This window comes from Chlorogloeopsis fritschii PCC 6912, assembly GCF_000317285.1.
Lineage (GTDB): Bacteria > Cyanobacteriota > Cyanobacteriia > Cyanobacteriales > Nostocaceae > Chlorogloeopsis > Chlorogloeopsis fritschii.
Window position 1 is genome coordinate 83,416 of record NZ_AJLN01000100.1, and the last position, 22,575, is coordinate 105,990.

Sequence of the window (22,575 nt, forward strand, 5' to 3'; positions counted from 1 at the left end):
GCTGTTAATATTATTATCAGTAATTAGGATAGTTGTTTGTTGGGTTATAACCACCTAGTGATGTATCAGGAAGAACTACAATATCCAACCAATAAGTTAGGAAGCTGTGAAATGTTTGTTTTAACCTGTTAATGTCAATAGGCTTGATAATATAACTAGCAACACTACAGCGATAACATATCTCTACATCTCTAGGATTGGAAGAAGTAGTAAAAACTACAACAGGAATTTTCTTGAGATTCTGATCCTGCTTAATTTGTTCTAACACTTCTCGTCCATCAGTTCCTGGTAAATTCAAATCGAGAAGAATGAATGATGGGCGGGGGGCAAATTGAGGCTCTTGGTAAGCACCTGTGTGATAAAGAAAGTCGAGTGCATCATCGCCATCAGTACAGCGAAAGATAGGATTTACCACTTGTTGATGGCGCATCATTCGCTGCAAGGCTTCAAAATCTTCATCGCTATCTTCAATTACGAGTATGGGTTGAGTATTTTTGCCAATCATTTCAATTTACTTTTTGCAAGGTGAAATAAAATGTACTACCTTCACCGTAGGTTGACTCAACCCAAATTTTACCGCCATGTCGCTCCACAATCTTTTTGGCGATCGTTAATCCTGCACCAGTACCACCGCCATATTTGTTGGGGCTGTGCAGTCGTTTAAAAATCCGAAAAATTGCTTCAAAATGTTTTTCCCGAATACCAATGCCATTATCTTTGACATAAAATGTCACTGTTTCTGATGCTTCCGTATAGCCAATTTCAACCAATTTTTCGACTTTGTCGTTGTATTTAATGGCATTAGTAATCAAGTTACTAAATACTTCGCCTATTTGGATGCGATCGCAGTAAACTATTGGTAGCGGTCTATGTATATTAATTACTGCACCTGTCTCTTCAATACGGGCACTCAACAAATCTAAGATTCGCTGCAAAACAATATTCAAGTCAATTTGCTGTAATAGTAGATCCACCCTTCCTAATCGGGAAAATCGTAACAAAGAATCAATTAAATCTTCCATACGCTGGGTGAGGCGAATCAGCGTTCTGAGCTTTGCTTTGCCCTCCTCATTCAAAATTTCGCCATAATCTTCAATTAAGAAATTAGAGTAATTATGAATACCACGTAAAGGTTCTTTTAAATCGTGCGACGCAATATAAGCAAAAGCATCCAACTCTTGATTGCTGCGTTCTAATTCAATGTTGAGCTTTGCCAGCTCATCTATTTTTCGCAACACAACACTAATAATGGCACTGCGCAAATCCAGTGCCGCATTCACTTCCCAAGGTTGCCAAGGCAAAGACTTAAGGTGAACAGTTTGTTTCCATAGTTCAAAAGATTTGCGAGGCGACAGGCGCAAACTGCCATCTTCATTTACTTTTACAGATTCACTCGGATCGCCACCCCAATTAACAGTTTGCACTTCCTCTGGACGAAACCACAAAACATAGTTATTATGAGTTTTGGAAATAGAAAGTGCAATTAAACCACTAGCAACGTCTTTCAATTTTTCTGCTTCGGGATATATGCTTGATAAAGAGTCTGTGTAAAAAATTTCTTCGTTACAATTTTGGTTAATCCATTTGATTAAATTCTGAATTTGTTGTTTGTTTGGAGTGTTACCAACGAAATAAAATTCGTCTTCAAAACAAACTACAGCACCCTGAGCATTAACTAAATTGAGTATATTTGGTTGGTAGTTGATTAACCCATAAATAAAATTTTCCTCTGCCGACATATACTCCACTAACTTTGTCTGGACAGATTTAATTGTTATTTTGTATTTAGAGTCTTCATTCTCTTCTTTTGACACTAGTTCTAAAGATGTCATCTGTCCTAAAAATTCACAAGCATGACGAATTTCGTAAGGTACATATTTGGGTGTGTAATGATGGCAGGCAATTAATCCCCATAATTTATTGTTTCTAATCAGAGATATTGTCATTGTTGCCTTTACACCCATATTATGCAGATACTCAATATGACAAGGAGATACGCTCCTCAACACGGAGCGACTCAAATCTAGGGGTTCATTGGTTAACGGATGATGGGTGGGAATAATTGCAGCAGGTTGGTAATCAATATTCGGGATGAAACGAAGCCAGTTTTGGCTAAAAACCTTTCTAGCTAGTGGCGGAATATCTAAAGACGGGTAGTGCAAACCCAAATAGGAAGTGAGGTTTTCTGCTTTATCTTCTGCAATAACTATGCCATTGTTATCCTCATCAAATTTATATACCATTACTCTATCAAACTTGATAATTTTCCTTACTTCTTTGGCAATAATCTCACTGATTGAAGTGAAACTATTTGCTGTTTGCAGTTTTGATAAAGCTTGTTTTACTAAATTATAAAATTTAAAGTAAACATTATTTTTTTCTGGATTTGTTGGTTCTAATTCCAGAATTAGCACTTCCATTTGGCGATTAATTATACCATCAAAACTTAGATTTGCAGCGCTTTCAGACGATTGTAAAGTCAGTTCGATCGGATTAGCAATCTCTATGGTTTCTTGATGCAGACAATCAACCAAAAATTCTATCTGTTCAGAATCGAACAGTTTACTTAGTGGTTGATTTAGTAATTTTTCAGGAGAAAACCCTAGAAGATGTTGCGTATTATCACTAACTTGTAAAATTGTTAGTTCAGGTTCTTTTAGTGTTAAAAGTATCCCATGCGATTGAATAGAGCCAGGGACATGAATTGGCTCTTGCTCATGTTTGTTTAAATCTAATTGCAATAAATTGTAATTTTTACTGATGTTCACGTTCTAAAGAGTTAGGTAGAAGATATCAAATTCCGTATTGATAATAGATAGTAAAAGCTATATTGAGTGTACTTTGATTTGGTTGTGTTTTTGTCAAATAAGTTTTTATATCTTAGCAATATGCAAAATTTTTGATTGTAATTGCTTTAGATATTTTTAATAGATGGTAATATATCTAAAAGAATTCAGTTAAGTGAGTTTACATAATTCAACACAAAAATTATGGAAATTTTTAGTAGTTATAGTTCAAAAGTGTTTAGTAAAAAAATAGGACTAGGTGAGCATTTCAATAATTGGTGAAATATGAGTTATTTGCAAGGTATAAAAAAATACTATAGCGGGATGTTTGTCGTGTTTATCATGTCTATATAGAATGCCAAAAATGCTGCTAGGACTGTCTTTAATTAAGCATAATGAAGTTGTCAACTCTGTAATAAGATTTACGCAAAATATTTCTCCGCGCTTATTTACTAGCGTCTGAAGTGGTTTTATTCCTTCGTAACTCGTGCGTGATTTCTATGCAATTCTGTTCTGATGTTGCGGTGCTGCTTTTGAACGATCGCAAATTTGTGAATAAATATTACGACTAACTGGATGTACTGCGCAAGCCTTCTCAAAGTTAACCTAGCAAAGCCCTGTTTTATGAGCAGCCGTAGGAACTTTTTGTCACTTTTGTTGACAGTATGGTTTGACTGCATCACCTCTACACTAACACAGTAAAATTACTCAAGGAAACAGAGAACAAATGAGGGACAAGATCATGAAGGATTTTTCTCTTTCTTCCAATATTGACGGAGACTCTAGCCAGCCTTCTCTCCCTCTTACTAATTTTAAAATCCTCGTGGTAGATGATGATGAAGATAGCCGTTTTTATGTCTCTACTGTTTTAGAAGCAGATGGAGCTATTGTTACGACAGTTAAATCGGCAGCCCAAGCGCTAGAGGTGCTAACGCAATTACAACCTGATATCTTGGTTTGTGATATTGGTATGCCTGATGAGGATGGCTATAGTTTGATCCAGAAAGTGCGTGCTTTAGAGACAGAGAATTTAGCAAATGTACCTGCAGTTGCATTAACCGCCTATGCCGACAGTGAAGATCGGATACGTGCTCTCGAAGCTGGCTTTCAAAGTCATGTGACAAAACCCGTAGATCCAGCAGATTTAGTTGTGGCTGTAGTTAATTTATTAGCTTCCAGTCAGAGTTAATAATGTGGAGGTATGAATATAAAAATCCTAAACGATTTAAAAACAAAAGCATTTAACAGCTAATAGCTATTAGCCGTTAGCAGTCAAAACATTTTCACATTTTTAAAATGCAAAAAAATAAGACTAGATGTCGGCGAACTTCGATCGTTCTGATAGAGAGTTTAATCTCTCGTTGCTCGCAGCAAAGTGGAGGAAGCGACAAAAACTCCACAACCATCTAGGTATATTTGTTATTTTGCACTGTCTGCCTCTGTGACGTCGCTCTCCTTCTAGAGGCAGCAAAGGAACACAACGATAAAACTTCCTGCCAGTACTTTTTGTTATGAATTCAATTTACAAATTAATCTGATTGTCAAGCACCTATCTGAAGTGATAAAAAACATCTAACTAAAGATAGAAATTTAATTAATAGTTCATTCAATCAATTCATGACTTTGAATCAAGCCCAAAGCTAATTTGCTCAGACTGGTATTGTAATGGCTCAACGTGAATTACAATTCGGACAGGGTTAAAACGTTCCTCTAGTCGCATCTCAACCTCTTCGGTAATGCGATGAGCTGTTTCTAGATCTTGAGCATCTACTATTAAATGCATTTCAATGAAAACTTGCCGACCAACAATACCACGAGAAGCAATGTCATGGCAATTAATCACTCCAGGCACAGAAACAGCGATCGCATGAATTACTTCTGGAGCGATCGCCATTTGATCTACAAGCCAAGGCAAGTTTTCTTTTAAAACTGTCCACCCACTCCAAAATACCAACACAGCTACAGGGAAAGCTAACACTACATCTAACCACTGATAACCCAACCATACGCCAATCAAACCGCCAATCACAGAAATTGTTACCCAGATGTCGCTCATCGTGTGTTTGGCATCGGCAATCAAGATTGGGCTACCTACTTTCATACCTACGTGCCGTTCGTAAAACGCTACGAAAATATTCACACCCAATACAATCAATAACAACCATAACTCTGATGGTGAGATTTTGACTGGTTCACCACCATTGAGAATCCGCTCAATTGCTCCTTGGAGAATTTCAAAGCAGGCTATGCCCAGAAAAGCAGCTATTCCCAAGGCTCCGACTGCTTCAAATTTCAAATGTCCATAGGGATGTTCGCGATCGGGTTGTGGCGAAGAAAAGCTACTGGCAATTAATCCCAAAATATTGTTAGCACTGTCTGTCACGCTGTGCAATGCATCAGCTAGCAAACTAAGAGAACCTGTTAATTTTCCTACAACTGCCTTTAATCCCATCACGAATATATTTAGCAGTAGCGTAATAATTAAAACCTTTCTAACTTGACCACGATTATCCAAAGTCATAGATTTTTAAATAGTATGTTCTATGACTCTAAGTGTAGAAGTAAACACACCAATCAAATATATAAAACTCTTACACTGTGGGATTCTATCTTGCTAGAATCTCAAATATTATCCTAAATTATTGAAATATTTTTTAATTAATAACTGCTATAAACCTAATGCGAGCAAGATATGTATATTCTGAGGTAAAAAGATTTATTATCATTAGATAAAAAAACGGAACGTTATAACCTATCACCAGGAAAATAGTATTTGTACCAAAATGTTTTAACACTGTGCTCATGTCCGCAAATAACCTGACATTGAACCTAACAGAAGGTTCTATCTCCTTTAGCTTTTCACCCCAAGCAGCACGAGAATTAAAAGCAGCACTGGATCAATTGATGAATAGCCTCAAAGCTGTTGCCGCAAAAACCAGTGCAGGTGGCACTAAAGTTAGTCCCCAGCGCCCAATAGAATATCGTCATACAGGAGAAGTATTTTTAGAGATTTTCTGTAATCCTAATATCTGGGCGACTCCTTTTGCTGCAAAAGTTCTACTTACTGTCCGTGACGATAAAATTCGCTTAAGCACAGAAGCTGAACTGACTCGTGTGATTGAAGATGTCAACTTGTATTTAGAGCAAGTGGGGTAATGTTGTTTGTTGTCAGTTACTGAAAACCGATTTATCAAATCTCGATCTGGTGGGTTACAGCGCAAAAATCACATCAAACATCCCAAATACAGCTAACCCACCCAACTACTACAGAACAAAAAATTACCGGAGCAGTTACCAATGTTAAGCTACTCCGGCAAAATCAATAGTCTTGCTCAAAAAATGAAAGTTTCAGCCCCTATGCAAACAAATTTTAAAAATGACGTACAAACAACTGCAATACGCCTCATAATTCAAAAAATAGAGCATTAAAGATTTCAGATCGGGAAAAATCTATCAAAAGCAGAGATTATCCATGAGATTGAGTGTTGAATCTTTTGTTGTCACATTCAATACATCTAAATAAATAAGTTCCCAATCCAAAATCTAAAATCATCAATTTATTAGTCGTTTTCCCATTCTTCCCGACCAATCAGATCACCAATCCGATCGCGTAATAAAAAGTCACACTTTTCTAATTCACATTCAATACATACCCACTCCCGTGCGGGGATGTATTGACATAGTGTATATATTGGCTGTTGTCTGCTGACCACTCCTTTTTGTACTAGTCGTCGTGCTTCGTCTTGAATTATGTCCAAAGAGTAGTAGCTAATAGAAGGCACCGTATTCACACTCATGATCTTTGCTCACAAATTTATACGTAGATGACGTTCCCAAAAATAGCGATCAGGAACAAATATGGTAAGGAACAGGACTATCGCTGACAATTTGTAATTTCGTATACGGAACTATTTTCATTTTGACGCTACACATCCTCAAAAAATGTAAATAAATATTAAGAATATCAAAAAATCCTGACATTTTGTTTTAAGTCTATCAAACAACGAGACAGAATTGCTGATTGATAGCTAATATCGTTGTTTAATCTAACTCTGTTTACTCTCAAACCTAACGTTAACGACCTTCAGCTTGGTTTTAAGGAGAAAGATGGGTGAAAATCCAGAAAGTACATAAAGTACTTTCTTGAACTGCGGACACCTGTCTATAAGAAAACATCAAAGAAATAGCTCTTGGAATAAAAGGTATAAACTACTGCAAGTCATAGAGGCTACAATACAACACTTAGGATTGTAGAAACTTATTCGTTAACAATTTCTTAAATAAAGTTTCAGCTACTTGTGAAAGTCTAGCAATGCTGCATAAATGAAATCTTCTCAGGAATTATGTATGAGAATGTTGATACAAGCGATCTACCTCTAGATTAATTGCAAAGCTGATTTGAGGATTCCGCATTTGACTCGTATAATTACTGTATTTATCAGTATCATAATATTACCTTATAAGAATTTATAAACCCCAAACTTTGGTATGTATATTGTCTATACTTTTGTTTGTATTTCAATTGTTAAGTTTTGTTTAAATCATATTCTCTACTCATGCCCTTCCTTTGTCCTTCTATGTGCGATCTGCTCTTTGGGTACTCTACTTTGAAGCCACACTTTGCATGTCTATGACGAAAACCGCCTTTGGTGGGGGCTGCCTCACCATCTGCCATTTGCCTTTTTCAAATTCAGATATCAGTTATTAAGTCATATTGAAACAGACGCGATAACATCGCGTCTGTCACAGCCTTGTCTGATTTAATGGAGTTAATTGTTGTTGAAGTTACTTATTTGTCAAATTCATCATCCTCATAAGTACTGTTGTCTTCATTCTGATCTAGGTTTCCTGGTTGACGCTCTTGTTGGATTTGGTTCAATAGCGACAATACCTTATTACCACGTTCTATAGAACGATCCTCAATAAACATTACCTCTGGTGTGCGACGCAGGCGTACCCGTGCACCAAGCTCACTGCGGACATAACCCGTCGCCGACTTTAAGCCTGCCATTGTTTCTGCCTTGGCTTCTTCTGTGCCATAGATTGATACATAAATTTTGGCGTGTTGCAAATCACCAGAAACATCGACATCGGTAACGCTTACCATGCCAGTACCCACACGATCATCTTTAATACCGTTGAGCAACATTTGGCTAACTTCCCGTTTAATCAATTCAGCAACACGGGAAACACGGCGACTTGTAGCCATAAAAACCATGCCTCCTGACAGAGGTTGTACTATTTGAATGTGCCACAGCTGCAAGCCGTGGATTTTTTGATACAGACACTTCCCAGTCTAGCTGGATTCTTTGATTTCTCGAAATACTTTTTTGATTGTTGCAGCACAAAACTATTTTAGTCTCCAAGCTGTTAGCTGAATTTCAATCAAAAAATTTTAACTGCGACACACTTTGGGCATTTTTAATCATCCAGATTATACCATGGCTTTTTTAAAGCAAAGAGTACGATACTCCGCAAAATAGGGGCTAGGGACTAGAGAAGTTGTGAGTTTATTAAATGAACGTCTAGTTTAAGTTTAAATTGTACTTAAGCCCAGCATCGCACGCAGGGTGAGGCTAATAAACACTAGCCCGCCTACCAACAGCCCCAAAAGGGCGACTAAGGTAACAGGACGTTTTAATAACGGTGCCAATGGAGCAAATAGGCTTATCAAAGCACCCAGCAGGGTGGTAATGAAGTAGCGTTGGTAGCGAAAGACGTTATCCCAAAATCCATCAAACATCTGGTTTTAAACCGTTTAGTTATCAACTGTATGTTATTTATTCTGCCAGATTAATTCAATAGTATCTAATTTCAGCAGCGAGTAAATTAGTAAATTGATATAAAATATGTGTCACTAGCCTCTGTTTATATATTTAGTAGCTTAGTTTTAGTAAATGTTAAGTCAACTACCAAAGCAGATTTGCCCGCGCCCATTTTTAAAATGGGCTGGTGGTAAAAGTAAATTAATTCCTCAATATGTTCCCTTTTTCCCCACTAATTATAAGAATTATTATGAGCCGTTTTTGGGTGGCGGTGCTGTTTTCTTCTATCTTCAATACCTTCAACCTACTCCAGCTATTTTAACTGATATTAATGCAGAATTAATCACTACTTATCGTTGCGTACAGGAGAAAGTTGATGACTTAATTATTCTACTTAAAGAGCATCAACGCCAACACAATCGAGATTATTACTATAATATTAGGGCTAATCCTGTTCATTCTGAATTGGAGCAAGCCGCTCGTTTAATTTATTTAAATAGAACTTGTTTTAATGGACTTTATCGAGTTAACTCTCAAGGTAAATTTAACGTTCCTTTAGGTAGATACGATAATCCCAAGATTTGCCAAGAAGATTTGCTGCGTTTAGCTTCTGCCACTCTTGTTAAATCTGAAATTAAACAAGCAGATTTTGCAGATGTACTAAATTATGCCACAACTACTGAGGATTTTGTATTTTTTGATCCACCTTATTATCCTATCAGTAATACTAGCTATTTCACAGCTTATAGCCGTAATTCTTTTACTGAAAAAGACCAAAAACGTCTTAGAGACATTTGTGCAGAATTAGCCACTCGTGGTGTTAAAGTGATGGTATGCAACTCTGATTGTGAGTTTATTAAACAAATTTATATAGAAATAGGTTTTAATATACACCGTATAGAAGCAGCACGGTCTATTAACTCAAATACAAAAAAACGCGGCATAATTTATGAGTTGTTAATAACATCTTATTAAAGATGTTTGTTTGCCCAAGCAATAAATCTATCTAAGCTATGAACTGCTAGTAAATTGTGGTTATCAGTTTCTCTTTCTTTGAGCCAGTCTATAGCACCTTCTCTCATACCTTCACCACCAATAACGATAATAGTAGGTGCTGGATATGAGTATTGAATATTTAAGTTCAAGTAAGGAAACTTCTCATCTACAGAACCTTCACTTTCTTGCCATTTACATTCAATAATTAATCCAGATGGCATTGTTGATAAACCAACAACATAAAAATCAACATAAATATCTGTTTGATAAATGCCAGTTCCTATATAAACCTGTTTGGCATAACGTTTTGGTAATAAAGTAGAAGTTAAAATAAATTCTCGTCTCTGCTTTTTGGGAACATGAGAACAAACTTGAAAATATCCATGTGCCCTTAATGTAGTTTCCACATGATTTTCTAATATTTCACCAGACTTATTAGCCCGTGCGCCTTGAGTTCTAATCATCTGAATTCCTTTAGCTGCCATCCGCGCTTATTCTAGGATTTCATGGAAGTAGCAGTAAAGAGTCAGTTACTTAATATGAATTTTCAATAGGGAATAGGTGAGTGATTATAATCGTTATACTGGTACATTTGTATCCATTATTTAAATACATTTGTATTAAAAAGAAAAGCTGACAACAGTGTAATTATTATGAGGTGATTGAGAATAAAATTACCTCACGCTTTAGTTAATCTGAACTTTAGTAGTGGCATTGCGGATTTCCCATGCCAGTTCTAAAATTTGAGTCCAGCGTTTTTGTACTTGTTTAGGAGTGCATTTGAGGATTTTGGCGATCGCTTGATCGTTCACTTTAGCAATTTTCAGTTGCAATATTTGTCGTTGCGCTGCGGAAAGCTGACTCCAAAAATGTTTCCACTGCCCGGAAGAAAGTCCCAGCTTTTGGTCTAGACTAATACCCAACCATTGATGTACCAATTGCCACTGGTGAGTGCGAGCAAACTTTTCTACGTGGTACTTAAAACGCTGTTGCAGATAATCGCGTTGGCGGTTAGTTAAACCGAGAATTTGGTCAATTTCTAGTGGGGAAAGGTCTTGGAGCTTTAATACTAGATATTCTACACAGTCATGTTGACCTTGAGATTCCAAATATTTGACCAATTCAGAAATTACGCGATCGCGCTCGCTATCTTCAGCTAGATCGAAAGTTTGTTGGGCAATCATTTGCGATCGCAGCTGTTGTACAGCTGAGTGACGCAGATAAGATTCAGCTTCTTCAGTCTTGGCAGATTCTATTGCCATTTCAAAATCAACGCTGGTTTCTTGAGGTTGACGACGGGCAAAAGTTTGGGCACGCAATATAATTAACTGCTGATTTGCACCACCATGTAAATTAATACGACGTTTGGCATACTGTTCGGTGAACGCCATATATTCAGCTAGTTGCAATTGCGTGCGTGGCGTATAGTCTTCAGGCAATTCATTTTCCCGCCGAAAAACCTTAATAGCTTCGATATAGAATGCTTGCAGAAAATCTTCAATCAAGCTGTAACGAGCCTGAAACCCAACCTCAGAACCAGAAATGGAAATGTAACGATAAACCATAGCACCCAAACAGCTATGTAATTCCACACGCCCTTGTTTAGAACCTAGTTGATAGTAACGCAGGCATTTGTGCCAACGATGACGTGCTAAAGTAACTTGCCAGGAAATAATTTGTCCGGAGTTTTGAATGCGTTGGCTTTTATGGCAAATGCGTTCTACTTCTGTAGCTATACGCTTTGCTACAGCTTGTACACAGCCAGGCGCTGCTTTTACTTGTGCTTGTATTTCTTGACACAATAGCTCGATTAAAGTATCTGTGTGGGCGACAGAGGATTTGGCACTGACAAGGTGAGGATCGAAAGCGGTAGCGAGTTTCATGACTTTCCGTGTGAGTGGTTTTTGCACCTAAACTTTCATAGCAACAGATGCAAGCGTAAATCTCTCGATTTGCATATCTCAGGAGCGATCGCTTCTCTGCTGATATTTAAGAATGTAAGAAATTTCCTCTAGTTCCAGGGAAAGCTATGTGTCGGTTTTTCTAAAAGCATCCTGGCAAGGGGTAACACATGGATGTTTGCTCTCATCCCCAAGTAGACAAAATCCTTATGCTGTCAAGATTTAACTATAGCTTTGTCATAACTGCTTCTCGGCTTGCAACTATGACGATCGTTAAACTGGAGTGTTTTGATTTTTAATTTCCGAAATTCAAAGGCTAACTCGTGAAGTTATAGTGTTATACCCACACGGCTGCTTTTTCCCAACCCAAACCCTGCCTGAGGATATTTGGTTCATCCCCCGTTAAGTCCAAAATCGTAGACACTTCATAACTTGGTTCTTCACCAGTGTCTACAATCACATCAACTAAATTATCTAGGCGATCAAACAACTCCACTCGCGACACCATAGGTTCTGTTTCCATTCCCACAAATCCATCACCCGTCTCATCGGGTGGCAAATGGGCAGAAGTCGAAATAATCGGATTCCCCAGTGCTGCCAACAACGCCAAACACACAGTATGATCTGGTACTCTGATGCCAGTAGTTTTTCGCTTCGGATTTTGCACTAGACGCGGTACTAGTTTAGTAGCAGGTAGTAAAAAGGTGTATGGCCCCGGAATTAAATGTTTCATAATCCGATAGGCGCTGTCGCTGACAATCGCATAAGTTGCCACATTAGAAAGCGATGAACACAAAAACGTCAGTGGTTTATCATTAGCTAGTTGCTTGATGTTCCGTACTCGTTCTACTGCCGACTTCGCGTTTAGATCGCAGCCGATCGCATAGACTGTATCAGTAGGATAGAGCATGACTGCACCATCACAGAGTGCCGCCTTAATTTCTTCTATTCGGCGAGTTTGGGGATTATCAGGATGAATTGAGAAAATTTTTGCCATAGCTCGAAATGGGAAAAGTGGTTAATGGTTAATTGTTAATGGCTAATGGCTAGTGACGATTAACCATTAGTAATTAGCAATTAGCAACTAACTACTAAAACTATTGTATTTCGTATGAGTCAGCTTGCTTATCTTCAATGCCCAACAGGTATTTCCGGTGATATGTGCTTGGGAACATTGGTAAGTCTGGGTGTTCCGGTGGAATTTTTAATAGAAAAGCTCAATGGTTTGGGAATTGAGCATGAATATAAGTTATGGGCAGAACTTGTCTTGCATAACGGGCAGCAAGCAACAAAGGTTCATGTAGAGCTATTGCACAACCGCGATCGCCAACACAGTCACCATCACCATCACCCTCACCACCGTCACTTGGGCGAAATTGAAGAGATGATTCTTAAGGCAGAGTTGCCAGAAAGAGCAGAAACTTGGAGTTTGGCTGTATTTCGGCAATTAGCAATTGCAGAAGGAGCTGTGCATGGTATTGCTCCAGAAAAAGTTCACTTTCATGAGGTGGGTGCAGTTGATGCAATTGTAGACATTGTTGGTACTTGCTTGGGGTTAGATTGGTTGGGTATTGATAGTAATGAACAAGGATTGCCGTTACTTTACTGCTCCGCATTTCCGACTGGTGGAGGAACAGTGCGTGCAGCCCACGGACAAATGCCTGTACCAGTACCAGCAGTGTTGAAGTTATGGGAAATGCGCGGCTGTCCAGTTTATAGTAACGGTATCGAACGGGAACTAGTCACACCCACAGGAGCAGCGATCGCCACAACTCTAGCTCAAAGCTTTGGTGCGCCACCCCCGATGACGATTAAAAAAGTTGGGTTGGGAGCAGGTTCTTTGAGTTTACCAATTCCTAATATATTACGTCTGTGGTTGGGTGAAGCAGTTAAGCACGAACAGGTAAAAGGGAACAGGGAACGGGGAACGGGGAACAGGGATACATTGCCTCTAAACCCAACACATAAATTATCCGCTACAAACATCAATCCGACATTAGAAACTATTTCGGTACTGGAAACCCAAATAGATGATTTAAATCCCCAAGCGTTCGGTTATGTATTTGAAGCATTATTTGCTGCTGGGGCGGTGGATGTTTTTACTCAATCTATTGGCATGAAAAAATCTCGTCCAGGAATTTTGGTGACTGTAATTTGCCATCCAGAAAATTTACCTAATTGTGAAGCTGTTTTATTTCGCGAAACTACTACTTTAGGAATTCGGCGCTTTACTCAACAGCGGGCAATTTTAGAGCGAGAAATTCAATCAGTGGCAACAGAATATGGTGTGGTGCGTGTCAAAGTGGCATGGACGCAACAAGCAGAAAAGAGAATTATAAATAACGTACAGCCAGAGTACGAAGATTGTGCAGAATTAGCAAGAAAACATCAGATTTCTTTACGGGAGATTCAGCGGGTAGCGCTACAGAATTGGTATTTACAAAAGAGTTAACACTCAATAGTCATTATTCACTTATACTTTGATACTATATGTGCATGACTAAATTAAAGAAATTAGTAGAGCAATTTCTCAAGCACCCAACAGAAGTGCAGTTTGAGGATGTGCGCTATCTGCTCTAAGCTTTTTGGCTTTGAAGAAAAAAGGTCTAAAGGTAGCCATCATAGCTTTCGAGATTCACTCGGTAGAAAGATTACTATACCCAAAAAAGGCGGACAGAAAGTTAAAGGAGTATACGTACAGCAAATTGTAGAGCTATTAAATTTGGAAGAGTGGAGTGATGAAGACACTGAACCAGAAGAACAAGCAGATTAAGAAGCCGTCCTTAGAATATTATTTAAATCTTCAGTATCCAGTCACAATTTATCCCGATCTAGAAAGTGGATATGTAGCTCACATTAAAGACTTGCCAGGATGTCTCATCCAAGGCGAAACAATAGAAGAGACGATGGCAAACATTAATGAGGCGCGAGAATTGTGGATTGAGACAGCTTACGAAGCAGGAGATAATATTCCTCTACCCAGCACAGATGATAATTACAGTGGAAAATTACTTTTGCGAATGCCAAAATCTCTGCATCGAAGTTTGGCTGAAGCCGCAGAACAAGAAAATGTAAGTCTTAATCAGTATATTGTTTATTTGTTAAGTGCATCAATGTAGATGATATTTTAAGTAGGCGATCGCATTTTTACTGTTGCTAACGCCAAAATAAAAATAGATTGCTAAATATATATTGGAGGCACGACGAATACCTCTCTAATTGTCATTTGAAGTCAGGTATTGTCTGCCCTTGAAAACTTATGACTCAAGAATTTTTTCGTAACAAAAAACAACTATTTGACCACTGGGCACCAAGCTACGACTGGCTCTTTCCTTCAGTATTTTACCAAGCTATTCACAAGCGGCTACTGGAATATGTCAATTTACCACCCCAAGCAAATGTACTCGATTTAGGCTGTGGTACTGGACGTCTGCTAAATCGTCTGGCAGATCGCTTCCCAGACTTGCGTGGTACGGGATTGGATCTATCTTCCCAGATGTTGCGGGTTGCACGACGTAGTAACCGCCACCATCCGCGTTTAATTTACATTGAAGGCAAAGCCGAATCTCTTCCTTTTGCTGACGGGCAGTTTGATGCTGTTTTCAATACCATAAGCTTCTTGCATTATCCCGAACCAAAACAGGTTTTTGCTGAAGTAGCGCGGGTACTCAAAGAAGGTGGAAGCTTTTACTTAGCAGATACCAGCATCCCAAATCAAGCAGAACTCCAATTCAAACAAATAATTGGTGGTATTAGATTGTACAGCCAAAACAACCGCGAGCTTTTAGGCTCTTCTTGCGAACTTAAATGCGTAGCTCACCATTATTTACTTGGCCCTGTTTTACTTACAATTTTTACTAAATCCGTCTGATAAAGGTTACAGGTTACAGGTTACAGTTTTTACTATTCCCCCAACCCTGTTTCCTGTTCCTTATGCTGCATAAAAACCACAGGAACAACACGCAGCTTTCTCCCTAATTCCGATATTCTGAACTTATTTTGAAGCGATCGCGGTAAATCTCCCCAACAGACAGGTACAAAACCAAAGCGACTGTAAAACTTTGCCAGTCGCTTACCTAAACATTCCAGATACAGTGGTTGAGTGGCAGAGCTAATTAGATGCTGCGTCAGATAACTCCCCAAACCACCATTCTGCCAAGCTGGTGCTACAACTAAACTACCTAGTTCCTGGGCAGCAGTAAAATTACGTAGCTGCCCGCACGCTACTACTTTTCCGTTACACTCAATCACCCAAAATTGTTGCCAACGTATTTGTGTCGGATCGAGTTTTGCTGACAGCACTAACCAGCGAATTGACCAAATATCAGCAGATGTTGCTTTGCGGATTATACAAGCATCTGGCAGACATAAATTGTTATTTTTCATACAAGTTTTAGCCTGCTTTAGCTACTGAAGAGCCTTGTTTGAGAGGCTTTCTGTTATATCAAGTCCGTCTAATTAGTTATAATCAACACTCGTAAAAAATCTCTGCGCCTGGTGCGCCTTTGCGTGAGCTTTAATCATAACATCAACTTCCTAAAAGTTAGAGAATCCATTCTGCTGCCCTTTCACCTAAATCTAGAGGAATACTAACAGCTTTACCAAGGCGTGGGCGTTCCCGTGTTTGTTGGATATATTTTTGCACTTGAGTTGTTCCACCCAAGTAATTTAAATAACTCGCGATGCTATCTAGATGTTCTTGGTATTCTGCCTCATTGAGGGGAAAAGAAGCTTGCTCCAAGTATTTCCACATAATTTGTACAAATATCTTTCCCTGCGTCCGTCGTAGCTGGACATCATAAGAACGTCCCCACTTCTCAAGCAACAGCTGGCGTAATTCCTGTCCTGTCATGGCTCTTCTCAATTATATTTTACATTTGGTGATGATGTTAAGTTCGGTAACTCAAGTATGATAGGAATATAAAGAAATGTAATGCTATATAGATGAAAGATGCGAGACATTTCTTTGAAGAGATAATCTGGCATCTTCAACAGAGGCATCGGCATCTCGCCTCAGACAAGAGTTTCTCAGATACTAGAACTCAAGTCAAAAAAGTTAACAAAATACCCAAGAACGCGTAGATTATGGCTCAATTTTCGGAATCAATGGACGTGCCCGATATGGGGCGTCGTCAGTTCATGAATCTTCTCACTTTTGGGACTGTAACCGGAGTAGCCCTGGGGGCGTTGTATCCTGTTGTCAAATATTTCATTCCTCCTTCTGCGGGTGGAGTCGGTGGTGGTACAACTGCAAAAGACGAACTGGGTAACAATGTTAGCGTCAGTAAGTTTTTAGACAGCCATAATGTGGGCGATCGCGTTCTAGTTCAAGGACTTAAGGGCGATCCTACCTATATTGTGGTAGAAAGCAAAGAGGCAATTCGCGATTACGGTATTAACGCCGTTTGTACTCACTTAGGTTGTGTTGTACCTTGGAACGCTGCCGAGAACAAGTTTAAGTGCCCCTGTCATGGTTCCCAGTACGACGAGACAGGTAAGGTTGTTAGGGGGCCAGCACCGCTTTCTTTAGCTTTGTCTCATACAGCAGTACAAGACGACAATATTGTCCTCACCCCTTGGACTGAAACCGACTTCCGTACTGGCGAAGAACCCTGGTGGGCTTAAAAGTTTTGTCATTTGTGCTTTGTCATTTGTCTTTTGATAATGACCAATGACCGCTGACTAATGACTAATGACCAATGACCAAATTTATCAGAGAATCTTAGTCCTTAAGAGATGAGAAATTCTTGTACAACAGCGAGATTAAATAGCACTGCTAGAGCAATTGTAAAAACATTGCTCGTAGCGATCGCTACGATGACATTTTTCTTCACTAGCGATGTAGCTCTTCCCCAATCAGCCGCAGCTTATCCGTTTTGGGCACAGCAAACCTATCCAGAAACACCCCGCGAACCGACTGGAAGGATTGTGTGTGCTAACTGTCACCTAGCAGCAAAGCCTGCTGAGGTAGAAGTTCCCCAATCAGTTTTGCCTGACACGGTATTTAAAGCCGTGGTGAAAATTCCCTACGATACCAGCTTGCAGCAAGTAGGCGCTGATGGCTCCAAAGTTGGTTTGAACGTTGGCGCTGTATTAATGCTGCCAGAAGGCTTCAAGATTGCTCCTGAGGATCGCATTTCTGAAGAACTCAAGGAAGAAGTTGGTGATGTTTACTTCCAGCCTTACAAAGAAGGACAAGACAACGTCCTGCTTGTGGGGCCAATTCCTGGCGAACAATATCAAGAAATCGTCTTCCCAGTTCTTTCTCCCAGCCCCGCCACCGACAAGAACATTCACTTCGGCAAATATGCTGTTCACTTAGGTGCAAACCGGGGACGCGGACAAATTTATCCCACTGGTGAAAAGAGCAACAACGGTGTTTTTACCGCTTCTGCTGCTGGCACAATTACCAAGATTGCCAAAGAAGAAGATGAATACGGTAACGCCAAATATCAAGTCAGTATCCAAACTGACTCTGGAGAAACAGTTGTTGATACAATTCCAGCTGGCCCAGAATTAATTGTCTCTGAAGGACAAGCAGTTAAAGCTGGCGACGCTTTAACCAACAACCCTAACGTTGGTGGCTTTGGTCAAGACGATACAGAAATCGTACTACAAGATCCTAACAGAGTTGTATGGATGATTGCGTTCGTCTGTTTGGTGATGTTAGCTCAAGTGATGCTGATTCTGAAGAAGAAGCAAGTTGAGAAAGTCCAAGAAGCCGAGATGAATTTTTAAATTTTCTTTGGAATTATCAACTGATTTCGGGACAGGTATATCGCCTGTCTTTTTTTATTATTGGTAACTTATACCAATTCAAAATACCCTACGGGAAGCTGCCACTCTCCGAGAAGCCGCTCCGCGTCTACCGGACGTCTACAAAATTCAAAAAGTCAGATGCCATCTGGGTTTTAAGGTTTGCATCTGTTGTTTGATTTTAGCGAATTGGTATTGGCTGCAAAATTTTAAAGTACTTAAATAAAATGTAATACTGCTTATATGAATAATTTTTTATTTTAATGTTATAACTTATATTATAATATCATGCTAAGTTGTCAGGAATAATTTATATGGCTGGCAAAATTTATCCAATAGCTCATGCCAAGATAGGTACTCAAGACGGCTTTCGCTTACCGAGGGCATTTTCTAAAGACTACCCTCATTTAGTTAATCAGTCTGGTTACATTGAAGTATTATCTGACAATACTTTCTTAGTTCGGTTAAACACGGAAGAGACTGAGGACGCAGATGAAGCTGAATCACTAATGATGAGTTTATTCCTTGACTTTTTAATGAAGGATGCAATTCAAAATCCTTCCAAGCTAGTTCCTTATACACAGGAAATGAGCGATGAAATGGATAATTTACTAGCTGATGTAAATTTGGATTCATGAGTTCCTTCACTTGCAATGAATGGACAATCTTTTTCTATCCATTGTTTAATAAGCAATGGGTAGAATTATCTAATCGTGTTTATATTTTACAAACAAAGCTAGCTAAAGAAGAATTTATTAAACATCCAGATGTTAAGTTATTAAAGGCATTGGATATAGGAATAAAAGAAAAAATACCTCAAGATCCTTTTGCTTCTCACTTTGTTTTACAAAAGCCTTTACAAAAGTATGGCCGTCTCAAAAAAATGGGACTACCTGAGCGTTATCGGCTTTTCTTTAGAGCATTCAAACAAAAAAAAGTTATTATTATTCTTTGGTTAGGATTTCCTAGAAAAGAAGGAGATAAAAGCGATTGTTATCAAATTTTTTATAAAAGAGTTACTAATGGTGATTTTCCTGAAAGTTTAGATGAACTGATTGCTGAATGTGAAGTAGAAGATTCTGATGCTTTCCAACAAGATTAACTATAGTGAATGTTAATTGCTATAAAATTGTTTATGAATATGATTTTATTCTGTCAAAATTCAAATTGTTATCAGGATAATTTCAATGCAAAAACTATTAATATTAGTATTAACCATGTTCTTGCTGTTAACAAGTATTTTTACCCCAAGTGCTAGTGCAGCAGATACAACTAATGGCGCACAAATTTTTAGTATTCACTGTGCTGGTTGTCATATCAACGGTGGCAATATCATCAGGCGGGGTAAGACATTGAAAGCAAAAGCACTTAAGAAAAATGGTATGGATTCAATTGAGGCGATCGCATCCATTGTTACTAATGGTAAAAATAATATGTCAGCCTACAAAGACCGTCTCACTGCCCAAGAAATTCAAGATGTTTCTGCTTACGTTCTAGAACAAGCTCAAAAAGGCTGGCAGTAAACAATTAAAAATTAAAAATTAAAAATGGTTTTACCAAAAACAAGCTATCTACAATTCACCCCTGATTTAAACATTTGCCGGATATTAAACGGAATGTGGCAAGTTTCTGGTGGACACGGACGTATAGATCCTAAAGCCGCGATTGAGTCCATGTTCAAATATGTCGATGCAGGCTTTACTACTTGGGATTTAGCAGATCATTATGGTTCCGCAGAAGATTTGATTGGTGAGTTTCGCCGTCAACTTCTGGCTACCCGCGGCAAAGAAGCTTTATCTAACATCCAAGCCTTTACAAAATGGGTGCCTCGTCCCGGTAAAATGACTAGAAAAATTGTCGAGGAAAATATTAATATCTCCCTGAGAAGAATGGATGTAGAATCCTTGGATTTGATGCAATTTCATTGGTGGGAATATCGAGATAAAAACTACCTAGATGCCCTCAAATATATGGCAGAACTTCAAACTGAGGGTAAAATCAAACATTTAGCTTTGACAAATTTTGATACCGAACACTTGGAAATCATTATTAAAGCAGGTATCAATATAATTTCTAACCAAGTGCAATTTTCTCTGGTTGATCGCCGTCCGGAAGTTAATATGATTCAGTTTTGCCAACAGCACAACATCAAACTTTTTACTTACGGCACCCTATGCGGCGGTTTTTTATCAGAAAAGTATTTGGGCAAACCCGAACCACGAGGCTTTGATTTGGCTACCGTGAGTCTCAGAAAATATAAAAATATGATTGATGCTTGGGGTGGTTGGGGATTATTTCAACAGTTGCTTTCTACCCTCAAACAAATAGCAGATAAGCATGGAGTAAGTATCTCTAATGTCGCGGTACGTTACATTTTAGATAAACCCGCCGTAGGTGGTGTAATTGTTGGTGCCAGGCTTGGCATATCTGAACATCTAGAAGATAACGCCAAAGTATTTGATTTGACTCTTGATACTGAAGATTTGCAGTTGATAGATAGCGTATCTCGACAGTCAAGAGATTTATACCAGTTAATCGGCGACTGTGGTGATGAATATCGTCGATGACAGATAATTGTTTACGCTCCCCAAAGTGAGCGATCGCATTTTTAGGTTGATTATCTTTCGCGATTGGAAACTTAGTGTTTATGCACCTAAACTATCTAAAATTTTGTTGAATTGGTAAACTGAATTTTCTAGCTCATCTGTTTTTCTGGCTTCAGGGAAAGGTTGAAAGCATGAGTTAATTCCATCTCTAACTTCTGCTTCACACGTGGTTAAAGGCAGTCCAAAATCTAATTGTGCTGCGGCAAGTTGTGCCTGTTGTTCGTAGAATTCTTTAATATCAGAGCTATTCTGCATTGTCCTTCCCCAATGGTTACACAGTTTATACCAACCTAGTTGGGTGAAAAGAGTGATTATTTGGCTAATCAACTCATTTTCAGATATAGAACGAGTTCACTATGTAGTCTACTACACAAATTTTTGCTATCTTTGGTAATCTTCCCAATTTAATTTTTCTTTACTAATACCGATTCAAAAAATGTTTGCAACACATCTTGACGTAGAGACGTGCCATGGCACGTCTCTACAATGTCTCATGCCACCAGGAACTTCAGAGATTAGACACTATCATCAGCGATCGCGTCAGTTTTTCTTTGTTTTATCCGGTGAAGCCACCATAGAAATTGCTGGCAAGCGTCAAGTTTTACGCCAACATGAAGGGGTGGAAGTTTCACCAGGTATTCCCCATCAGATATTTAATAAATCAGGACAGGATTTGGAATTTCTAGTGGCGTGACCAGGCTAATTTGATGTAATGATTTTTGTAGGTTGGGTCGAAGCATGAGACCCAACAAGCTTATCAATTAGCTCAACTTGATTTTGATAGAGTCATCTCATTTAACTCTGCATCACGCCGTCTGGGTATTTCATAAATCATAAAATCATAAGCCATATTTGTATTGGGAAAGATAGCACGGGCTTCTTGAAGTAGATCCCCTAACTCTATAGAATTTCCAGGAGCATAGCGGGGGCTAAAATGAGTCATAAGTAAATGATGCGCCCCAGCAGCTAAAGCTGTTTGCGCTGCCATTGTAGATGTAGAGTGCAGCCGTTGAAAAGCCAGTTCTGCATCTTGATGAGAAAAAGTTGCTTCGTGAATTAACACATCTGCATCCCGTGCTAATTCCACTGCATTCTCACAATAAATGGTGTCCGTGCAATAAGCAATTTTGCGCCCAATTTCTGTCGGGCCGCAAAATTGAGCGCCATGAAAAACTCGCCCATCTGGTAGCGTTACCGTTTCACCACGTTTGAGTTGACCGTAAACACGACCTGGTGGAATTTGCATTTCCTTTGCTTTCTCGATATCAAAGCGTCCTGGCCGATCTTTTTCAGCTACGCGATAACCGAAGGTTGTAATGCGGTGATGCAAGGGAGCGCAGGTAACAATAAATTCATCGTCTTCGTAAATTACCCCAGGACGAATAGCATGAACTTTGACAGGGTAGGAAAAATGGGTGTGAGAATAACGCAGGGCTGACTGTAGGTATTCGTTTAATCCAGGTGGCCCGTAAATATCAATACGTTCCACATTGCCTGCCAAGCCACAACTAGCAAGCAAACCCATCAAGCCAAAGATATGATCGCCGTGCATGTGGGTGATAAAAATTCGGGAGAGTTGGCTACTTTTAAGATCGCTTCGTAAAAGTTGGTGCTGAGTACCTTCACCACAGTCAAACAACCACACCTCTGCTCTTTGTGGTAATCTCAGGGCGACACTAGAAACATTGCGCGATCGCGTTGGTACACCGGAACTCGTCCCTAAGAATGTTATCTGCACAGTGTTAAGTTTGCCTCCGTCTTGCTG

At 39.1% G+C, this 22,575-nt stretch carries 27 protein-coding genes; 14 read left to right on the forward strand and 13 right to left on the reverse strand.

All coding sequences use genetic code 11. From position 1 onward, the window contains the following. Window positions 1-16: 16 nt before the first annotated feature. Complete coding sequence (locus UYC_RS0119720; RefSeq protein WP_016875593.1) at window positions 17-505, reverse strand: response regulator; 489 nt, start codon at window positions 503-505, stop codon at window positions 17-19. Window position 506: 1 nt separating this feature from the next. Further along, window positions 507-2,768, reverse strand: coding sequence for an ATP-binding protein (locus tag UYC_RS0119725; protein WP_016875592.1), 2,262 nt, complete (start codon window positions 2,766-2,768; stop codon window positions 507-509). Window positions 2,769-3,528: 760 nt separating this feature from the next. Here UYC_RS0119725 and UYC_RS0119730 point away from each other — a divergent pair. After that, window positions 3,529-3,975: a response regulator gene (locus tag UYC_RS0119730; RefSeq protein ID WP_016875591.1), complete on the forward strand. Its 447-nt coding sequence runs from the start codon at window positions 3,529-3,531 to the stop codon at window positions 3,973-3,975. 426 nt (window positions 3,976-4,401) lie between these two features. On the opposite strand, the gene cdf31 is transcribed toward UYC_RS0119730, so the two are convergent. After that, window positions 4,402-5,307: a CDF family zinc efflux transporter Cdf31 gene (gene cdf31, locus UYC_RS0119735; RefSeq protein ID WP_016875590.1), complete on the reverse strand. Its 906-nt coding sequence runs from the start codon at window positions 5,305-5,307 to the stop codon at window positions 4,402-4,404. Between the two features lie 281 nt (window positions 5,308-5,588). Here cdf31 and UYC_RS0119740 point away from each other — a divergent pair, with 281 nt between their 5' ends. Beyond that, entirely contained in the window at window positions 5,589-5,942 is a 354-nt protein-coding gene (locus UYC_RS0119740; protein WP_016875589.1) for a hypothetical protein, read from the forward strand. A gap of 404 nt (window positions 5,943-6,346) precedes the next feature. Here the strand turns inward: UYC_RS0119740 and UYC_RS0119750 are convergent, their stop codons facing one another. The 3 genes from UYC_RS0119750 to UYC_RS0119765 all read right to left on the reverse strand — a co-directional run bounded on the left by UYC_RS0119750 (window position 6,347) and on the right by UYC_RS0119765 (window position 8,529). Then, window positions 6,347-6,583, reverse strand: a complete 237-nt coding sequence (locus UYC_RS0119750) for a DUF4327 family protein (protein ID WP_016875587.1) — start codon at window positions 6,581-6,583, stop codon at window positions 6,347-6,349. Window positions 6,584-7,575: 992 nt separating this feature from the next. Further along, window positions 7,576-7,995 carry a 30S ribosome-binding factor RbfA gene (rbfA, locus tag UYC_RS0119760; protein WP_016875585.1) on the reverse strand — a complete coding sequence of 140 codons (420 nt, stop codon included), beginning with the start codon at window positions 7,993-7,995 and terminating at the stop codon, window positions 7,576-7,578. Window positions 7,996-8,322: 327 nt separating this feature from the next. Beyond that, on the reverse strand, window positions 8,323-8,529 hold the full coding sequence (locus UYC_RS0119765) for a DUF751 family protein (RefSeq protein ID WP_016875584.1): 207 nt from the start codon (window positions 8,527-8,529) through the stop codon (window positions 8,323-8,325). Between the two features lie 154 nt (window positions 8,530-8,683). Here UYC_RS0119765 and UYC_RS0119770 point away from each other — a divergent pair, with 154 nt between their 5' ends. After that, the gene (locus UYC_RS0119770) at window positions 8,684-9,526 is read left to right on the forward strand and encodes a DNA adenine methylase (RefSeq protein WP_016875583.1); all 843 of its coding nucleotides are present in this window, start codon (window positions 8,684-8,686) and stop codon (window positions 9,524-9,526) included. On the opposite strand, the gene UYC_RS0119775 is transcribed toward UYC_RS0119770, so the two are convergent. From UYC_RS0119775 to UYC_RS0119785, 3 genes are all read right to left on the reverse strand, one after another. Beyond that, complete coding sequence (locus tag UYC_RS0119775) at window positions 9,523-10,032, reverse strand: PD-(D/E)XK nuclease superfamily protein (protein WP_016875582.1); 510 nt, start codon at window positions 10,030-10,032, stop codon at window positions 9,523-9,525. The two genes, UYC_RS0119770 and UYC_RS0119775, sit on opposite strands and share 4 nt — an antisense overlap. A gap of 201 nt (window positions 10,033-10,233) precedes the next feature. Next, window positions 10,234-11,430 (reverse strand): HetZ-related protein, encoded by a 1,197-nt coding sequence (locus UYC_RS0119780; RefSeq protein ID WP_016875581.1) that lies wholly within the window; start codon window positions 11,428-11,430, stop codon window positions 10,234-10,236. Window positions 11,431-11,785: 355 nt separating this feature from the next. Further along, window positions 11,786-12,445, reverse strand: a complete 660-nt coding sequence (locus UYC_RS0119785) for an L-threonylcarbamoyladenylate synthase (RefSeq protein ID WP_016875580.1) — start codon at window positions 12,443-12,445, stop codon at window positions 11,786-11,788. Between the two features lie 114 nt (window positions 12,446-12,559). On the opposite strand from UYC_RS0119785, the gene larC reads away from it, so the two are divergent. The 4 genes from larC to UYC_RS0119805 all read left to right on the forward strand — a co-directional run bounded on the left by larC (window position 12,560) and on the right by UYC_RS0119805 (window position 15,319). Beyond that, window positions 12,560-13,900 carry a nickel pincer cofactor biosynthesis protein LarC gene (larC, locus tag UYC_RS0119790; protein ID WP_016875579.1) on the forward strand — a complete coding sequence of 447 codons (1,341 nt, stop codon included), beginning with the start codon at window positions 12,560-12,562 and terminating at the stop codon, window positions 13,898-13,900. 108 nt (window positions 13,901-14,008) lie between these two features. Further along, the gene (locus UYC_RS0119795; protein ID WP_016875578.1) at window positions 14,009-14,221 is read left to right on the forward strand and encodes a type II toxin-antitoxin system HicA family toxin; all 213 of its coding nucleotides are present in this window, start codon (window positions 14,009-14,011) and stop codon (window positions 14,219-14,221) included. Beyond that, window positions 14,187-14,567 carry a toxin-antitoxin system HicB family antitoxin gene (locus UYC_RS0119800; RefSeq protein WP_016875577.1) on the forward strand — a complete coding sequence of 127 codons (381 nt, stop codon included), beginning with the start codon at window positions 14,187-14,189 and terminating at the stop codon, window positions 14,565-14,567. The genes UYC_RS0119795 and UYC_RS0119800 overlap by 35 nt, the downstream gene beginning before the upstream one ends. Window positions 14,568-14,707: 140 nt before the next feature. Then, the gene (locus UYC_RS0119805) at window positions 14,708-15,319 is read left to right on the forward strand and encodes a class I SAM-dependent methyltransferase (protein ID WP_016875576.1); all 612 of its coding nucleotides are present in this window, start codon (window positions 14,708-14,710) and stop codon (window positions 15,317-15,319) included. A gap of 32 nt (window positions 15,320-15,351) precedes the next feature. Here the strand turns inward: UYC_RS0119805 and UYC_RS0119810 are convergent, their stop codons facing one another. Together UYC_RS0119810 and UYC_RS0119815 are read right to left on the reverse strand one after the other, a co-directional pair. Then, window positions 15,352-15,834, reverse strand: coding sequence for a GNAT family N-acetyltransferase (locus UYC_RS0119810; protein ID WP_016875575.1), 483 nt, complete (start codon window positions 15,832-15,834; stop codon window positions 15,352-15,354). 157 nt (window positions 15,835-15,991) lie between these two features. Further along, the gene (locus tag UYC_RS0119815; RefSeq protein WP_016875574.1) at window positions 15,992-16,300 is read right to left on the reverse strand and encodes a DUF3067 family protein; all 309 of its coding nucleotides are present in this window, start codon (window positions 16,298-16,300) and stop codon (window positions 15,992-15,994) included. Between the two features lie 233 nt (window positions 16,301-16,533). Here UYC_RS0119815 and petC point away from each other — a divergent pair, with 233 nt between their 5' ends. The 6 genes from petC (at window position 16,534) to UYC_RS0119845 (ending at window position 20,771) form a co-directional block, all read left to right on the forward strand. Next, window positions 16,534-17,073, forward strand: coding sequence for a cytochrome b6-f complex iron-sulfur subunit (gene petC / locus UYC_RS0119820; RefSeq protein WP_016875573.1), 540 nt, complete (start codon window positions 16,534-16,536; stop codon window positions 17,071-17,073). Between the two features lie 111 nt (window positions 17,074-17,184). Next, entirely contained in the window at window positions 17,185-18,186 is a 1,002-nt protein-coding gene (petA, locus tag UYC_RS0119825) for a cytochrome f (RefSeq protein ID WP_016875572.1), read from the forward strand. Window positions 18,187-18,518: 332 nt separating this feature from the next. Continuing rightward, a complete protein-coding gene (locus tag UYC_RS0119830; RefSeq protein WP_016875571.1) occupies window positions 18,519-18,842 on the forward strand; it encodes an AbrB/MazE/SpoVT family DNA-binding domain-containing protein in 324 nt (107 codons plus the stop codon). Continuing rightward, the gene (locus tag UYC_RS0119835; protein WP_016875570.1) at window positions 18,839-19,306 is read left to right on the forward strand and encodes a type II toxin-antitoxin system YhaV family toxin; all 468 of its coding nucleotides are present in this window, start codon (window positions 18,839-18,841) and stop codon (window positions 19,304-19,306) included. Before UYC_RS0119830 ends, UYC_RS0119835 begins: the two co-directional genes overlap by 4 nt. A gap of 85 nt (window positions 19,307-19,391) precedes the next feature. Then, a complete protein-coding gene (gene petJ, locus UYC_RS0119840; RefSeq protein ID WP_016875569.1) occupies window positions 19,392-19,727 on the forward strand; it encodes a cytochrome c6 PetJ in 336 nt (111 codons plus the stop codon). A gap of 24 nt (window positions 19,728-19,751) precedes the next feature. Next, window positions 19,752-20,771 carry an aldo/keto reductase gene (locus tag UYC_RS0119845; protein ID WP_016875568.1) on the forward strand — a complete coding sequence of 340 codons (1,020 nt, stop codon included), beginning with the start codon at window positions 19,752-19,754 and terminating at the stop codon, window positions 20,769-20,771. Window positions 20,772-20,849: 78 nt separating this feature from the next. On the opposite strand, the gene UYC_RS0119850 is transcribed toward UYC_RS0119845, so the two are convergent. Further along, entirely contained in the window at window positions 20,850-21,065 is a 216-nt protein-coding gene (locus UYC_RS0119850) for a hypothetical protein (protein WP_016875567.1), read from the reverse strand. Window positions 21,066-21,246: 181 nt separating this feature from the next. On the opposite strand from UYC_RS0119850, the gene UYC_RS35655 reads away from it, so the two are divergent. Continuing rightward, window positions 21,247-21,504 carry a cupin domain-containing protein gene (locus UYC_RS35655; RefSeq protein ID WP_051039354.1) on the forward strand — a complete coding sequence of 86 codons (258 nt, stop codon included), beginning with the start codon at window positions 21,247-21,249 and terminating at the stop codon, window positions 21,502-21,504. Window positions 21,505-21,576: 72 nt separating this feature from the next. On the opposite strand, the gene UYC_RS0119860 is transcribed toward UYC_RS35655, so the two are convergent. Beyond that, complete coding sequence (locus tag UYC_RS0119860) at window positions 21,577-22,548, reverse strand: ribonuclease Z (protein ID WP_026087516.1); 972 nt, start codon at window positions 22,546-22,548, stop codon at window positions 21,577-21,579. Between the last annotated feature and the right edge of the window lie 27 nt (window positions 22,549-22,575).

Bases quoted from the DNA above. Each gene is read 5' to 3' on its own strand.
- UYC_RS0119720 (WP_016875593.1), bottom strand. From the start codon at position 505: ATGATTGGCAAAAATACTCAACCCATACTCGTAATTGAAGATAGCGAT.
- UYC_RS0119730 (WP_016875591.1), top strand. From the start codon at position 3,529: ATGAAGGATTTTTCTCTTTCTTCCAATATTGACGGAGACTCTAGCCAG.
- cdf31 (WP_016875590.1), bottom strand. From the start codon at position 5,307: ATGACTTTGGATAATCGTGGTCAAGTTAGAAAGGTTTTAATTATTACG.
- UYC_RS0119740 (WP_016875589.1), top strand. From the start codon at position 5,589: ATGTCCGCAAATAACCTGACATTGAACCTAACAGAAGGTTCTATCTCC.
- UYC_RS0119750 (WP_016875587.1), bottom strand. From the start codon at position 6,583: ATGAGTGTGAATACGGTGCCTTCTATTAGCTACTACTCTTTGGACATA.
- rbfA (WP_016875585.1), bottom strand. From the start codon at position 7,995: ATGGCTACAAGTCGCCGTGTTTCCCGTGTTGCTGAATTGATTAAACGG.
- UYC_RS0119765 (WP_016875584.1), bottom strand. From the start codon at position 8,529: ATGTTTGATGGATTTTGGGATAACGTCTTTCGCTACCAACGCTACTTC.
- UYC_RS0119770 (WP_016875583.1), top strand. From the start codon at position 8,684: ATGTTAAGTCAACTACCAAAGCAGATTTGCCCGCGCCCATTTTTAAAA.
- UYC_RS0119775 (WP_016875582.1), bottom strand. From the start codon at position 10,032: ATGGCAGCTAAAGGAATTCAGATGATTAGAACTCAAGGCGCACGGGCT.
- UYC_RS0119780 (WP_016875581.1), bottom strand. From the start codon at position 11,430: ATGAAACTCGCTACCGCTTTCGATCCTCACCTTGTCAGTGCCAAATCC.
- UYC_RS0119785 (WP_016875580.1), bottom strand. From the start codon at position 12,445: ATGGCAAAAATTTTCTCAATTCATCCTGATAATCCCCAAACTCGCCGA.
- larC (WP_016875579.1), top strand. From the start codon at position 12,560: ATGAGTCAGCTTGCTTATCTTCAATGCCCAACAGGTATTTCCGGTGAT.
- UYC_RS0119795 (WP_016875578.1), top strand. From the start codon at position 14,009: ATGTGCGCTATCTGCTCTAAGCTTTTTGGCTTTGAAGAAAAAAGGTCT.
- UYC_RS0119800 (WP_016875577.1), top strand. From the start codon at position 14,187: ATGAAGACACTGAACCAGAAGAACAAGCAGATTAAGAAGCCGTCCTTA.
- UYC_RS0119805 (WP_016875576.1), top strand. From the start codon at position 14,708: ATGACTCAAGAATTTTTTCGTAACAAAAAACAACTATTTGACCACTGG.
- UYC_RS0119810 (WP_016875575.1), bottom strand. From the start codon at position 15,834: ATGAAAAATAACAATTTATGTCTGCCAGATGCTTGTATAATCCGCAAA.
- UYC_RS0119815 (WP_016875574.1), bottom strand. From the start codon at position 16,300: ATGACAGGACAGGAATTACGCCAGCTGTTGCTTGAGAAGTGGGGACGT.
- petC (WP_016875573.1), top strand. From the start codon at position 16,534: ATGGCTCAATTTTCGGAATCAATGGACGTGCCCGATATGGGGCGTCGT.
- petA (WP_016875572.1), top strand. From the start codon at position 17,185: ATGAGAAATTCTTGTACAACAGCGAGATTAAATAGCACTGCTAGAGCA.
- UYC_RS0119830 (WP_016875571.1), top strand. From the start codon at position 18,519: ATGGCTGGCAAAATTTATCCAATAGCTCATGCCAAGATAGGTACTCAA.
- UYC_RS0119835 (WP_016875570.1), top strand. From the start codon at position 18,839: ATGAGTTCCTTCACTTGCAATGAATGGACAATCTTTTTCTATCCATTG.
- petJ (WP_016875569.1), top strand. From the start codon at position 19,392: ATGCAAAAACTATTAATATTAGTATTAACCATGTTCTTGCTGTTAACA.
- UYC_RS0119845 (WP_016875568.1), top strand. From the start codon at position 19,752: ATGGTTTTACCAAAAACAAGCTATCTACAATTCACCCCTGATTTAAAC.
- UYC_RS0119850 (WP_016875567.1), bottom strand. From the start codon at position 21,065: ATGCAGAATAGCTCTGATATTAAAGAATTCTACGAACAACAGGCACAA.
- UYC_RS35655 (WP_051039354.1), top strand. From the start codon at position 21,247: ATGTTTGCAACACATCTTGACGTAGAGACGTGCCATGGCACGTCTCTA.